Genomic DNA, 13,111 nt, shown 5'->3' with positions numbered 1-13,111 from the left:
CTCCTCCATCACGTCCACCACGCGGTCGTAGTAGGGCGACGGCTTCATCCGGCCGGCCTCGTCGAACTCCTGGAACGCCTTGGCCACCGACGACTGGTTCGGGATGGTCACCATGCGCATCCAGCGCCCCAGCACCCGCATGGCGTTGACCGCGTTGAACGACTGCGACCCGCCCGACACCTGCATCACGGCCAGCGTGCGCCCCTGCGTCGGCCGGACCCCGCCGCTCTCCAGCGGAAGCCAGTCGATCTGGCATTTCAGAATGCCGGTGATGGTGCCGTGGCGCTCCGGGCTGACCCAGACCTGCCCCTCCGACCATTGCGACAGCGCCCGCAGTTCGGCCACCTTGGGGTGGTCAGGGGGTACGCTGTCCGGCAGCGGCAGGTCGCGGGGATCGAAGACGCGCGTCTCCGCCCCCATGCGCTGGAGCAGACGCGCGGCCTCCTCGGTGAGGAAGCGGCTGTAGGAGCGCTCGCGCAGGGAGCCGTAGAGCAGCAGGATGCGTGGCGGGTGGGTGGACACATGCCCAGGCGTCAGCTTGCCAAGGTCCGGCGGCTCGAAATAGCGCTCGTCCAGGCTCGGAAGGTCCGCGCCATTCTCACTATCATGCTCAGACATGCCGACACTCTCCGGTGATGGTTCCATGGCGGAGCCGGGCCATCAGGCGCCGGCCCGCCCCTCGTACCAGGGCTTGGTCGCCTTGACGATCTTCACCACCGACAGCATCACCGGCACCTCGACCAGCACGCCGACGACGGTGGCGAGCGCCGCCCCGGAGCCCAGGCCGAACAGGCTGATGGCCGCCGCCACCGCCAGTTCGAAGAAGTTCGAGGCGCCGATCAGCGCCGCCGGCGCCGCCACGCACCACGCCACCCCGAACCGGCGCGACAGCCAGTAGGCCAGCCCGGCGTTGAGGTAGACCTGGATCAGGATCGGCACCGCCAGCAGCAGGATGACCAGCGGCTGGGCCAGGATCTGCTCGCCCTGAAAGCCGAACAGCAGCACCAGCGTGGTCAGCAGCGCCACCAGCGACACCGGCTGCAGCAGCGACAGCGCGCGGGCCAGGGCGGGCTCGCCGCCCGACGCCAGCAGCATGCGGCGCCAGAACTGGGCCGCGACCACCGGCAGCACGATGTAGAGCGCCACCGACAGCAGCAGCGTCCCCCAGGGCACGGTGATCGACGAGACTCCGAGCAGCAGCCCGACCAGCGGCGCGAAGGCGAAGATCATGATCAGGTCGTTCAGCGCCACCTGGCTCAGGGTGTAATGCGGCTCGCCCTCGCACAGGTTCGACCAGACGAAAACCATCGCCGTGCAGGGGGCCGCCGCCAGCAGGATCAGGCCGCCGATGTAGGAGGGGATCTGCTCCGCCGGCAGCAGCGGAGCGAACAGGTGGCCGATGAACAGGGAGCCGAGGAGCGCCATCGAGAAGGGCTTGACCGCCCAGTTGATGACCAGCGTCACGCCGACGCCGCGCCAGTGCTCCTTGACCCGGCCCAGCGCGCCGAGGTCGATCTTCAGCAGCATCGGCACGATCATCAGCCAGATCAGCACCGCCACCGGCAGGTTGACCTGGGCCAGTTCGGCGGCGGCGATGGCTTGGAACAGCCCGGGTGCCAGATGGCCGAAGGCGATGCCCGCGACGATGCACAAGCCCACCCAGACGCTGAGGTAGCGCTCGAAGAGGCCCATGGCGGGGCGTTCCGCCGGGGCGGTGTGAATGTCAGCCGTCATGTCGGTGGTCCTGTCAGGAGGCTGGGGCGACGCGCCGCCCGGCGGCGTCGACGACGGGCTCGCCGTCTTCCTTGGCGAAGGCGCCGCGCTGTGGAGCGGGGAGGAGATCAAGGACCGCTTCCGACGGCCGGCACAGGCGCACGCCGAGCGGCGTCACCACGATCGGCCGGTTGATCAGGATCGGATGCGCCATCATGGCGTCCAGCAGCGCCGCGTCCGTCAGCGCGGGATTGTCGAGACCGAGTTCGGCGTAGGGGGTGCCCGTCTGCCGGAGCACGGCCCGCACCGGAATTCCCATGCGGCGGATCAGCGTCACCAGTTCGTCACGGCTCGGCGGCGTCTTCAGGTACTCGATCACCGTCGGCTCGACGCCGCTGTTGCGGATCAGCCCCAACGTGTTGCGCGACGTTCCGCAGTTGGGGTTGTGATAGATGGTCACCACGCTCCCGGCCACCAGATCCTCGGCCGGCTGCGCGAGGTCCGCGCGCAGGCAGACGGCGCTCCCCGGGCACAGGCCGGCGAACTGCGCACTGGAACGGATCGCCGGCGGAGCCGAAGCCCGCTCCACCCGCTGGAAACCGAGACGTTGGAAGAAGCCGGCGGCGCCGGTGGTGAGCAACCACAGCCGCTCGACCCCCAGTGTGACCGCCTGTGCGCACACGGCCGCCACCACGATGCGGCCGCCGCCGGCGCCGCGCCGCTCGGCCGGCACGACCACGGAACGCAGCAGGGCATCGGCGCCATGGACCTCCAGCCCGCCATAGCCGAGCGTCCCCTGATCGTCCGCAACGCGCCAGAAGCGCCGGCCGGGCTCGCCGAGATCGTCGGTCGGCAAGCCGTTGGCTGCCAGCAGGCGGGCAAGCGCCGGGCGCTCCGCGTCGGCCAGCGGGGTGACGCACCTGGTCATGCGTCGTTCCCCGCGGCCATGTCGTCGAGCCTGCGCTTCAGGGCCAGCCGGTCGAGCGAGGTGAAGGGCAGGCTGGCGAAGGCCTGGATGCGGCGCTGGATCTGTCCGAACACCGTGGCGGTGAAGGCGGCCTTCTCGGCGTCCGAGCCTTGGGCGCTCGACGGGTCCGGGAAGCCCCAGTGCGCCGTCATCGGCTGGCCCGGCCACACCGGGCAGACCTCGCCGGCGGCGCTATCGCAGACGGTGAAGATGAAGTCCATATGCGGCGCCCCGGGCTGGGCGAACTCGTCCCAACTCTTGGAGCGCAGCGTGGCGGTCGGAAAGTCGAGGCGCTCCAGCAGGTCGTGGACGTGCGGGTTGAGGCGCCCGGTCGGCTGGCTGCCGGCGCTGTAGGCGCGGAAACGGCCGCGGCCCTCGCGGTTGAGCAGGCATTCGGCCATGACGCTGCGGGCGCTGTTGTGGGTGCACAGGAACAGGACGTTGTAGACGTGGTCGGTCATTGCGGGATCGCCTTTTCCAAGCCGCGGGGGCGGCGGGTCGGGTCAGGTGTCGGGGCCGCAGCTCGCCGGGCTGCAAGCACCCGCCTGGAGGAGGTCGGTTGAGCACAGCTCGGGACGGCCCTGGCAGCAGTCCTCCATCAGGAAGGCGATCAATTGCCGGGTGCCCTCGTAGTCGCAGGCGTAGAAGATTTGCCGCTGGACCCGCCAGGAGCGCAGCAGCCCGGCGCGTTCCAGCGTCGCCAGATGGTGCGACAGCGTCGAGCCGGGCACGCCAACCTGCTGGGCGATGTCCCCGGCGGTCAGCCCGTTCGGTCCGACCTGGATGAGCAGGCGGAACACGGCCAAGCGGGTGTCCTGGGCCAGGGCGGCGAAGGCATCGATGGCGTTCTTCGTTTCCATATTTCGACGATAGTCGAATCATCGATATGAGGCAAGTGGTTTGCTTCTCTGTGCATCACCCCTCGCTCTCTGGCCGATCCGCTCAATGTGGCGGTTGTGGATGTCCGATGCCTGCGACCACCCTCTCCAGCAGCTTGAAGACGGAGAACAGCGTCACCACGGTCAACGCCTTGATCGTTTCGCCGACGGTCAGCACGCCCGCCCTGACCATGTTGGCCAACACCCAGCCGGGTTGGCTTCAACGTGTTCTCCGGGACGGAGTGGAAATGTGGTGAGGAGCGGCATCAGCCATTTCGCGCCATGCCTTTTGATTCAAGCATCGGACCGCCGTCGCGGACAGTTGGCGCAGCACCGCACGACGTTGGCGCGCTCGGAGCTTTCCGGTCGGCAAGGGGCCATGGGCGTCCAAGGCGAACTGGACGGCCTGCGCGATGTGATGGTGGATCGAGAGGAACATCGTCGGCCTCCTCGGCGGTGACCTGGAACTCCGCGTCGATCGTCCGCGTGGTATCTGGGGCCGTCAGCGCCGGTATCGATGGGGACATGCCGTGGGACGGGCCGCTACTCGCCTTTCGGCCGGCCAACATATGGCCTGGGAGGTGTGGAGCCCGATCCGGCCTTGCGGAGCGAGTTGCGCACGGCACTCGCCGGCTTCATCGGCCGGCCGCTGTCCATGGCGCTGATCGCCAACGCGCGAGCGGCCGTCGCAGGGGTCCATCGGGACGTCGGCGACCCGTTCGTCTCGGTCAGCGTTCCCCCGCAGGAAATTTCCGCCGGCATCCTCAGCCTGCAGGTGATCGAGTTTGGATTGGGCCGAGTCTCCACCCAGGGGGAGGGCCAGGGCCGGGGCCGCACCAGCGCGCCAACCGTGCCCGCTCGGCGGTGCGGTCCGTTGTCGAGCATGTCTTCGCGGACCAGAAGGAGCGCATGGCGTTGTTCATCCGCACCATCGGCCTCGGTCGCGCGACGGTGAAGATTGGCATCGCCAACGTTGCCTACAAGTTTCGACGCCTGATCTGGCTCGAGGGGCGAATTGCGCCCGTATAGCGCCAAAACCGTCGCATACTTCCGACTTTTCAGCCAAAACCGAGAGCTCATCCCCCCAAAAAAAACGCCGTTTTTCCCTTCCCGTGGCCCCTTGTTACCATCAACCCGCACTCAGAGGCGGTTTATCGAGGTGTTCTGCTGCCGGGCCGAGAGGCGCCAACAATCCTGCAGTCTTTGGTCGGCGGAACCATCGACGTCGACCACCCCACGGCCAATTGGACGGAACTGCTGCGGCTGGCAACCTCGATCCGTTCGGGCACTGCGACGGCCTCGGCCATACTACGGCGGCTTGCGGCTTACCCACGGCAAAATGGCTTGGCCTTGGCAATTCGGGAACTGTGCCGTATTGAACGCAGCGCGTTCACCTTTCAGTGGTTGCGTGAACCTGAACTTCGTCGACGCGCCAACGCCTGACTCAACAAGGGAGAGGCACGGAATGCCCCGGCCAGGGCGATCTTCTTCAATCGCCTGGGGGAAATGCGTGATCGCAGTTTCGAGAATCAGGTCTTCCGCGCCTCGGGGCTGAACCTGCTGGTGTCGGCGATCATCCTGTGGAACACACGCTATCTCGAAGCTGCCTTGGCCGAGTTGGCAAGCCAGGGCCATGCCGTCGTGTAGTGACCCCTGTGCGGGTTTGCTTGCCCTGGCGCTCGCCATGGACCGCCATCACGAGCAGGTTTTCGCCCGCCGCCCTTCCGTCCGGACCAGCCGCCTGCTGGGGTGGGCGGGATGACTGGGGCTCGTGCTGTCGCTGTCGCCCGCGGTGCTGGTGTCGATGCTCCCACACGCGCCGCGGGCTGCGTTGAGGCTCGGTCCCACGGCGCTGCTCTGCGCCCCGTTCCCTGCACTTCTTGGATGAGGACGCGGTTTTTCCGCAACGCCGCCTTGCGTCCGGCGCCTGTGCGCGAAGCCGAGGAAATGTTTCACCATTGTGAAAATATGGATATCCTGCACAACCGTGGAATGCCCCCGGCCGTGTGAGCGGACCGTGGCCGACACAGGAGAACGGGCAATGAGCGGACGGACCTCTCCCATCGCATCGGCGGTACCCGGACGCATCCGCGTGCGCCACCCGCTGCTGCGCCGGACCGACCGCTTCCAGGAGGCGCTGGGCCGCCTGGAAACTCTGAATGCCGTCCGGGTGACCGGGAGCAACCCGGCGGTGGGCAGTGTTCTGCTGAGCTACGATCCCGCCGTGTTGATGCCGAATGACGCCCGGTCCCAGGTGGAGGCGCTGCTGTCGGCGGTCCTGCACCCCGCTGAGGCTTCTCCGGTACCGGACGACCCCGCCCCCGTCGCGGAAAGCAAGCCGGCCGCTCCGGAGCTGAAATGGCGGATCAACCGTACGGCCAAGATCGGGATGATGGGCAGCATGGCGGCGACCCTGGCGGCGCTGGGGGTGGGCAAGCGCGTCCATGCCGGCTTCGGCACGCTGTTCGTCGCCTTCATGATCGTCCACATGACCGTGCAGCGCAAACGCCTGTTCCAATGAAGGATTGTGACCCAAGCATGCCCGACGATTTCCTGAGCCGGCTGGCCGCCGCCCTGACCATCGCGCACCACATTCCGGGCCGGGTGCGGCTGAAGCTCGACGGCGCCGCGGAGCGCGGTCTGGCGGCGCTGGCGGACGACGCCAAGGCGCTGCACCGGGCGCTCACCGGGGCGGAGGGCATCCGCTCCGTCGCGCTGAACCCGCTCGCCCGCTCCTGCACCATCGAATACGACCCCACGGTGATCCCGCCCTCGGCGTGGCCGGATCTGCTGCGGGGGGAAGCCAGCGCGGCGGCGGGGACGCTGCTGCGCATCGCCACCGCCGGGTTTGCGGGCGGTGCGCCGGAAAGGAGACCATGATGCTGCCGCTTCTGACATTCGCGTCCGGCGTGATCGCCGGGGCCATCGGCGTCCGGATGATGAAAAACGCCAAGGTCAAGGCCGATCCGAAGATCGCTGACCTAAAGTCCGTCGATGTGAAGGCCGCCGCCCGCGAGGGCGCCGGCAAGGCCCAGACCGCGGTGCGCGAGGCCGCGGTCACCGGCCTGCTCGCCATCGAGCGGACCTCCGCCGGTCTGCGCTCCCGCCTCGCCACGCCCGTGGACGCGGCAGCGGAGGAGCCGGTTGAGGAAGCCCCAGCGGATGTGGCGCCCGCAAAGGAAGATGTGGCGGAACCGGTGAAGTCCGAGCCGACGCCGTCCGCCGCACCGGGGGCCGCGTGAAACGCGCGAAGCGGCGCGGCGCGGCGCGGGGCTCCGGCACGCTCGCCGCCGACTTCACCCGCGGCATGGTGGCGACCGGCCTGCTGACCGCCGTCCAGGACCGCTGGGTGACGGGCGCCGAGCCTCCCGCGCCGCGCACCATCCTGCGCCACGGCCTGCAGGGCGGTGCGGCGCTGGCCGCCGCCAGCGTCGCCGCCGATGCCCTGCGCAACCGCGACTACGCGCGCCTCGCCCTGGCGGTCGCCGCCGGGGCGGCGGGCGTGGTCATGATCGAACATCTGCTGAATCCGGCGGACGAGCCGCCGCAAGAACTGCCGAAGAACGAGGGCTCCCATGGCTAAGAAGACCAAGAAGGCGTTGAGGAAGCTGAAGAAGCAGCAGCGCCAGTACGAAGCCGCCATGGCCGCCGGCGCCCCCATTGGAGGTGGCATGGGGGCCGGCATGGCGCGGGGGCAGGGGCTTCTCGGCGGGCTGAGCGGTCTTCTCCCGTCGCGCCGGTCCGAGCAGTTCCTGGTCGGGCTCCTGGTCGGGGCGGCGGCGGCCTATGTGCTGTCCGACGAGGAGTTGCGCGGCAAGATCGTGAAGTCCGGCCTGAAGCTGTACGGCAACCTCGCCGGCGGCCTTGCCGAGATGAAGGAGCAGATGGCCGACCTCCAGGCCGAACTGGAGGCGGAACAGGCCGGACCGTTATGAGCGGCCTGCCCTGGTTCCTGCGGCTGGAGCCGGTCCATCGGGTTCCGGGGCGCATCCGGCTGCGCTACGCCTGCCGCCCCGGCGCCCCCGACGACGCGGCGACCCTGCACCGGGTGGTGGAGGCGGTCGCCGGCGTGACGTCGGTCCGGGCGAGCCGCGCCGCGCGGTCGCTGGCTGTCCGCTACGATCCGGCGATGACGGACGCCACGGCGCTGTGCCTCGCGTTGGCCGCCCTGCCGATTCCGGAACCGCCGCCCGCCGCGGCGGCGGAGGAGGGCGGGGAGAATCACGTCGCGACGCTGGTCCGCAGCCTCGCCACGCTGGCCGGCGGCTTCCTGCTGCCCATGCCGCTGCGCCTGCCGCTGTCGCTGGCCGTCGCGATGCCGATGCTGCGCGAGGGCATGGCCATCTACGGGCGGGAGGGCGTCAATTCCCATGTGCTGGAAGCGGCGGCGGTGGCGATCTCCCTGGCGCGGCGGGATTTCACCGCGGCCAACACCACCGTCTTCATGCTGGCGCTCGGCGAATACATGGAGGAGTCCATCGCCCGCCGGTCGGACGCGCTGCTGAAGCGGCTGCTGCGCCCGTCGAGCGATCAGGTGTGGCTGCTGCGCGACGGGGTGGAGATTCAGGTGCCCGCCGACACCGTCATGGTCGGCGACAGCGTGGTCATCGGCGCCGGGACGGTGATCCCGGTGGATGGCACGGTGCTGAGCGGGGAGGCGACCGTCAACGAGGCTGCCATGACCGGCGAGAGCGCCCCGGTGGTCAAACAGCGCGGCTCCGCCGTCCTGTCCGGCACGCTGATGGAGGAGGGCCGGCTGGTCGTCTACGCCGAGCATGTCGGCAGCCACACCGCCGCCGCCCGCATCGCCGATTACGTCGAACAGTCGCTGACCGCCAAGAGCGAGGCGCAGCTCGACGCGGCGCGGCTGGCCGACCGGCTGGTTCCCACAGTGCTGAAGCTGGCCGGCGGCTCCTTCCTGATGACCGGCGACTGGCGCAGCGCCGCGTCGGTGCTCCAGGCCGACTATTCCTGCGCGCTGAAGCTGGCGACCCCGGTGGCCTTCAAGTCGGCCATGTATGGGGCAGGGCAGGCGGGCATCCTGATTAAGGGCGCCAACGCGCTGGAACGGCTGGCCCAGGCCGACACGGTCATCTTCGACAAGACCGGCACGCTGACCACCGGCGATCTCCAGGTGACCGATTCCATCGCCTTCGACCCGACCTTCAGCCCCGACGACCTGATCTGCCTCGCCGCCTCGGTGGAGGAGCATTACTTCCACCCGCTGGCGATGGCCGTGGTCAACGCCGCCAAGGAGACGCACAACCGCCACTTCGACCATCAGGAGGTGAAGTTCATCGTCGCCCACGGGGTGGCCAGCGTCATCGACGGCAAGCGCATCGTCGTCGGCTCCCGCCATTTCATCGAGGATGACGAGGGGATCGACACCACGGCTCACCGGGAGGCCATCGACGCGCTGCACCGTGACGGCAAGACGCTGCTGTTCATCGGCTTCGGCGGGGTGCTGGCCGGCGTTCTGGCGCTGAAAGACAGCGTGCGCGCGACCAGCGCGGCGACCATCGCGCGGCTGCGGCGGGCCGGGGTGAGGCAGGTGCTGATGCTGACCGGCGACCACCGCGACCGCGCCGCCGAACTGGCCGCGGAACTGCATCTCGACGGCTTTCACGCCGACCTGTTGCCCACCGACAAGGCTCGCATCATCGAGGATCTAAGCCGCGAGGGCGCGCGCATCGCCTTCGTCGGCGACGGCATCAACGACGCTCCGGCGCTGGCCGGCGCCCATGTCGGGATCGCCATGCAGAAGGGAGCCGATATCGCCCGGCTGACCGCCGACGTGGCGCTTCTGGAGGACCGGATCGAACGGGTGGCCGATGCCAAGGAGACGGCGAACGCCGCCATGGCGCTGATCGCCCGCAACTACCGCCTGACTGTCGGTCTGAACAGCGCGATCCTCGGCGCCGCCGCGCTGGGTCTGCTGTCTCCGGTGAGCACTGCCGTGCTCCACAACGGAACCACGATCGGGATTCTTCTGAACGCGCTGCGCCGCGCGCCGTCGGCCGTACCTTGAGCCTAGCGCACTGACACTGACATAACGCGATTCCGTCGGCACGATCCAGTCTGTCGGCCTCATCGTTGGATCGGAGGATCGTGGACATTGCTATTTCCCATTTACCTAGGGTGAAGTTCGGATTAATGGTGTGGAATAAGGGGTTGCACGTCGCTGACATGTCAGTTTGGGGCCATTACACGAAAGTGTACAAATTTTCCGGGGTATGAGAACGCGGCATGAACTTAAGCTCAGCTACGCATTATCGTCCCCCTGCTTAGTGGCGAAAGCGATAACTTAGGCGCCCTGTGCCGGAACCGCACGATGATGGCTAAGACGAGCGACGTGCGAAAATAATTATCAAATCCGCTTAAAAATAGGTGCGGTAGATTGAAGCTATTTGGTGAGGCGCAAAATGAAATCGATGATAAAAGCTAAATACTATCTTGTAATATTAACTATTTTTGTCATATCAGGGTGCTCTACTCACAACAAGCAGAGTATAGTTATTCTATCAAAGAATATCGAAACAAAAAAAGATCTTTTGAACGCCGTGAGAACGATAGGCGAATATAGAGAGGCTTGCAAAGCGGAAACTGCAGAGTATCTTTTTTCAAGTCCTGTTAAGTATGAAAATACAACATCTATTGATGGTGTTATTGTCCATTCTTGGTATCAGAATGCAAGTAATGCAAAGATAATTTCTCAAATATTGATACAATGCCAGAGCAAAGATAAGGCCCAACATTTTGCCGTTAGTGTGGTTGTTGAAACTAAATATACGTGCATTGAGATTGATGACATAAAGAGAGTGTTCGGCGAACCGAATTTCATTGAGAGATTTGGCCCATTAACAAGCTTGGTAAAAAGTATGAAAGCAGTGAATAGCGAGGATATACTGTATAGCATTATTTATCAATCTGATCAATTGACCTCAAAGTTCGTATTTAATTTTACAAACTGCGCAGTATTAGTCTTTTCCCAAAAAGGGTCGATGCGGTGACCAACGTATTGCGAGAGCACAGGCACGCTGCGGGAATGGTCAAGCAATCTGTCGCGAAAAGGCGCGTAATGATTGATTTTTTCGTCAGTGCTGCCGAATGTGTACGCTCAAAATTCCGCCCGGCCCTTCCCGTATTTGCAGCTTTAGCGCTGTCCGCTTGTGCAGAGCCGCCGCGAATGGCGACTGCAACTCTTATCCATCCCAGAGCACCATGGTTTCTAGTTGCGGATGAGCCGACCCTCATTGTTCTTCGGCTTAAGACCATGATCACCGCATGCCGGAAAGAGTTCTTGGATCAGGGGCCGATGGATGTTCAGGAGCTACCGGACGGTGCGAAAAATTTCGTCATCGACAGCACAATCCCCCTGAGAATCGGATACTTAATGATCCGCAACACGCCGCGTGGCAGCGAAGTCAGCGTAGAAGGACAAAGGCTGATAGCTGACTTCGCCCAACTCCGGCGCTGGGCAGAAGGTGACAAGGAGTGCTGAGTGCTGTCGCGAAAGGGCGGAATGTTGACTGGGGCAAGTCGTCCACCAGGTATCAGATCACCGGAGCGACGATCCTGCGGACTCCTCAGTCGGAAGGGCTAGAATGCAACTGGACGATCCCTTCAATCTCCAACGCTTCGTGACCGCACAGGAGCCGGTGTTCACGACGGTGCTCGACGAATTGCAGGACGGGCGCAAGCGGAGCCATTGGATGTGGTTCATTTTTCCGCAACTGCGCGGCCTCGGCCGCTCGGCAACCGCTGAGTTCTACGGCATCGCCTCACTCGACGAGGCGCGCGCCTATCTGGAGCATCCGACGCTCGGCCCACGATTGGAAGCCGCGACGCGGGCCGTTCTTGCGATCCGGGGGCGATCGCTTCATGAGATCTTCGGCTCTCCGGACGACATGAAGTTCCACTCCTGCATGACCCTGTTCGCCTTGGCTGCGAAGGAGTCTGTTCCCCTTTACCATGAGGCGCTTGCGCTCTGCTTCGATGGCCGAATGGACAAGGCGACGCTAACAGCATTGGGGAGTCCCGGGGCGGCCGCGCGGCCGCGGCCGCCGTTTGAGGGCGGGCGTAAATCCTGATGTGTCAGGATTTACGCCCGATAGTATGAAAGGGGACTGTGGGGGAGGCGCCCAGCATGATGGTCGAGGCGGTCGCCACCACCACATTTGCGGTCGATTGACTGGAGCGGCGCTACGGTTGAGCCCACGCTCATCGGCAGACTTGCTGATGGCGGACATGGATGGAGGGGCACAGCTCCGTCATTGCCGGTTTCGTTGCGGATATCGTTGCGTCGACGTCGCAATCTCCCCATGGAATGAATAAATTCCATCGGTCCCTGGCCGGGGCGGCTTCTGGCCCATGCAGGAATGATCGTGGCAAAAGGTAATGTTCACACTTAAACGGAAAGAGCAATTCGAGCAGGAGATCAAGAAGAGCCGCTTTTTGGCCTCGGCGGGTCCGGTCACGACCGAAGAGGAGGCACGTGGATTTATCGCTGCGTGCAGCCAACGGGATGCGGGCCACAACTGCTGGGCCTTCCGGATCGGCGACCTCTACCGGTCCAGCGATGACGGCGAACCGGGGGGAACGGCGGGACGCCCGATTCTTCAGGCCATAGACGGCCAGAAGCTGGATCGGGTGGCGCTGGTGGTCAGCCGCTGGTTCGGTGGCGTTCTTCTCGGTGCAGGCGGGCTGGTGCGTGCCTACGGCGGCACCGCAGCGGCGTGTCTCCATGCCGCTGAACGTCAGCCGATCATCCGCTTTGCAGCCCTGACGGTCACGTGCGCCTTCGCCGACGAGGCCAGGATCAGGTCGGGGCTTGGCGCCTTCCCAGCAGCCTCTGCCGAGACCAACGGCTTCACGCCCCAAGGCGTGCAACTCCAGATCAAGGTTCCTTGCGGGCAGCTGGACGATGTCGTTTGCATGATCTCGGATGCGTCTCGCGGTCAAGCCAAGGTCCAAAAGTCGCCCGGATAGCGAATGAGAATCCGTCCGGCGAGTGCCGGTCCTATCACTGCGCTCCGTTGGGCAACCGGGCCGTTAGGGCTCGGACGGGCGGCAAGCGGCCTCCAGGGCCGCCTCATCGTCGCAACGCTCCTCGAAGCGGCGGATTCGGCCGTCCTGCAGCACCCACCGGTGTTCGGTCGTCACCGCCACCGGTTTCCCGGTAACCTTGCTGAAGGCCTCAACGAGGTTGCGCGTGACGATTTGATCTCCGTCCCTTGCGATGTCCCGCATCTCGTGCTTGGTGATCGTCCATTCCTGGGCCAACCCCTGGAAATAGCGCTGGACACCATCCAGGCCGTGGAAGATGCCGGAAAAGGCCGCAAGGGCCGGGGATCGGCCGCAGGATATCCACTCGACGTCGGGCGCGAGATGCTCGAACAGCGGCGCCACATCGCCCACGGCGTAGCGGTCGTACAGGTCGCGAAGCAACTCGATGTCGGTCTGCGCCATGCCGCATCTCCGCCCGCCATGGGATGGTCCGCCATGATAGGGCCGGGTCCCGTGCGCCATGCCGGCGCAAAGGCGGTGCCTCTGT

General features: G+C 65.6%; 18 protein-coding genes and 1 pseudogene. 12 read left to right on the top strand and 7 right to left on the bottom strand.

Features of this window, described 5'->3' with window-relative positions:
• From arsH to ACWPXE_RS25245, 6 genes are all read right to left on the bottom strand, one after another.
• Positions 1–618: arsenical resistance protein ArsH (gene arsH, locus ACWPXE_RS25270; RefSeq protein WP_454020044.1), on the bottom strand; the 618-nt coding region annotated here is incomplete at its 3' end.
• Positions 619–660: 42 nt separating this feature from the next.
• Positions 661–1,692, bottom strand: a complete 1,032-nt coding sequence (arsB, locus tag ACWPXE_RS25265; RefSeq protein ID WP_454020061.1) for an ACR3 family arsenite efflux transporter — start codon at positions 1,690–1,692, stop codon at positions 661–663.
• 55 nt (positions 1,693–1,747) lie between these two features.
• Positions 1,748–2,641, bottom strand: coding sequence for an arsenic resistance N-acetyltransferase ArsN2 (gene arsN2, locus ACWPXE_RS25260; protein ID WP_454020043.1), 894 nt, complete (start codon positions 2,639–2,641; stop codon positions 1,748–1,750).
• Positions 2,638–3,141: an arsenate reductase ArsC gene (locus tag ACWPXE_RS25255; RefSeq protein ID WP_454020042.1), complete on the bottom strand. Its 504-nt coding sequence runs from the start codon at positions 3,139–3,141 to the stop codon at positions 2,638–2,640. The genes arsN2 and ACWPXE_RS25255 overlap by 4 nt, the downstream gene beginning before the upstream one ends.
• 42 nt (positions 3,142–3,183) lie before the next feature.
• Complete coding sequence (locus tag ACWPXE_RS25250) at positions 3,184–3,540, bottom strand: ArsR/SmtB family transcription factor (protein ID WP_454020041.1); 357 nt, start codon at positions 3,538–3,540, stop codon at positions 3,184–3,186.
• 82 nt (positions 3,541–3,622) lie between these two features.
• On the bottom strand, positions 3,623–3,760 hold the full coding sequence (locus ACWPXE_RS25245; RefSeq protein ID WP_454020040.1) for a hypothetical protein: 138 nt from the start codon (positions 3,758–3,760) through the stop codon (positions 3,623–3,625).
• Between the two features lie 971 nt (positions 3,761–4,731).
• Here ACWPXE_RS25245 and ACWPXE_RS25240 point away from each other — a divergent pair.
• From ACWPXE_RS25240 to ACWPXE_RS25185, 12 genes and pseudogenes are all read left to right on the top strand, one after another.
• Positions 4,732–5,199: pseudogene (locus ACWPXE_RS25240) on the top strand (Tn3 family transposase); the annotation flags it as partial.
• Entirely contained in the window at positions 5,192–5,320 is a 129-nt protein-coding gene (locus tag ACWPXE_RS25235; protein WP_454020039.1) for a DUF3325 domain-containing protein, read from the top strand. The pseudogene ACWPXE_RS25240 and the gene ACWPXE_RS25235, both read left to right, overlap by 8 nt.
• Positions 5,321–5,599: 279 nt before the next feature.
• Positions 5,600–6,079 carry a hypothetical protein gene (locus ACWPXE_RS25230; RefSeq protein ID WP_454020038.1) on the top strand — a complete coding sequence of 160 codons (480 nt, stop codon included), beginning with the start codon at positions 5,600–5,602 and terminating at the stop codon, positions 6,077–6,079.
• A 17-nt stretch (positions 6,080–6,096) separates the two neighbouring features.
• The gene (locus ACWPXE_RS25225) at positions 6,097–6,438 is read left to right on the top strand and encodes a cation transporter (protein ID WP_454020037.1); all 342 of its coding nucleotides are present in this window, start codon (positions 6,097–6,099) and stop codon (positions 6,436–6,438) included.
• The gene (locus tag ACWPXE_RS25220; protein ID WP_454020036.1) at positions 6,435–6,800 is read left to right on the top strand and encodes a hypothetical protein; all 366 of its coding nucleotides are present in this window, start codon (positions 6,435–6,437) and stop codon (positions 6,798–6,800) included. The genes ACWPXE_RS25225 and ACWPXE_RS25220 overlap by 4 nt, the downstream gene beginning before the upstream one ends.
• Positions 6,797–7,141 carry a hypothetical protein gene (locus tag ACWPXE_RS25215; protein WP_454020035.1) on the top strand — a complete coding sequence of 115 codons (345 nt, stop codon included), beginning with the start codon at positions 6,797–6,799 and terminating at the stop codon, positions 7,139–7,141. The genes ACWPXE_RS25220 and ACWPXE_RS25215 overlap by 4 nt, the downstream gene beginning before the upstream one ends.
• Positions 7,134–7,493, top strand: coding sequence for a YtxH domain-containing protein (locus tag ACWPXE_RS25210; RefSeq protein WP_454020034.1), 360 nt, complete (start codon positions 7,134–7,136; stop codon positions 7,491–7,493). The genes ACWPXE_RS25215 and ACWPXE_RS25210 overlap by 8 nt, the downstream gene beginning before the upstream one ends.
• Positions 7,490–9,586: a heavy metal translocating P-type ATPase gene (locus ACWPXE_RS25205; RefSeq protein WP_454020033.1), complete on the top strand. Its 2,097-nt coding sequence runs from the start codon at positions 7,490–7,492 to the stop codon at positions 9,584–9,586. Before ACWPXE_RS25210 ends, ACWPXE_RS25205 begins: the two co-directional genes overlap by 4 nt.
• A 394-nt stretch (positions 9,587–9,980) precedes the next feature.
• The gene (locus ACWPXE_RS25200) at positions 9,981–10,568 is read left to right on the top strand and encodes a hypothetical protein (RefSeq protein WP_454020032.1); all 588 of its coding nucleotides are present in this window, start codon (positions 9,981–9,983) and stop codon (positions 10,566–10,568) included.
• A 68-nt stretch (positions 10,569–10,636) separates the two neighbouring features.
• Positions 10,637–11,059 (top strand): hypothetical protein, encoded by a 423-nt coding sequence (locus ACWPXE_RS25195; protein WP_454020031.1) that lies wholly within the window; start codon positions 10,637–10,639, stop codon positions 11,057–11,059.
• Between the two features lie 103 nt (positions 11,060–11,162).
• The gene (locus ACWPXE_RS25190) at positions 11,163–11,648 is read left to right on the top strand and encodes a DUF1810 domain-containing protein (protein ID WP_454020030.1); all 486 of its coding nucleotides are present in this window, start codon (positions 11,163–11,165) and stop codon (positions 11,646–11,648) included.
• A 307-nt stretch (positions 11,649–11,955) separates the two neighbouring features.
• Entirely contained in the window at positions 11,956–12,546 is a 591-nt protein-coding gene (locus tag ACWPXE_RS25185; protein ID WP_454020029.1) for an IMPACT family protein, read from the top strand.
• 63 nt (positions 12,547–12,609) lie between these two features.
• Here ACWPXE_RS25185 and ACWPXE_RS25180 read toward each other — a convergent pair whose 3' ends face one another.
• The gene (locus tag ACWPXE_RS25180) at positions 12,610–13,026 is read right to left on the bottom strand and encodes a nuclear transport factor 2 family protein (protein WP_454020028.1); all 417 of its coding nucleotides are present in this window, start codon (positions 13,024–13,026) and stop codon (positions 12,610–12,612) included.
• Positions 13,027–13,111 lie beyond the last annotated feature (85 nt).

The organism is Azospirillum sp. Marseille-Q6669 (assembly GCF_965111635.1).
The sequence above is the reverse complement of the archived record's forward strand: the minus strand, read 5'-3'. Positions and strand labels throughout refer to the sequence as shown.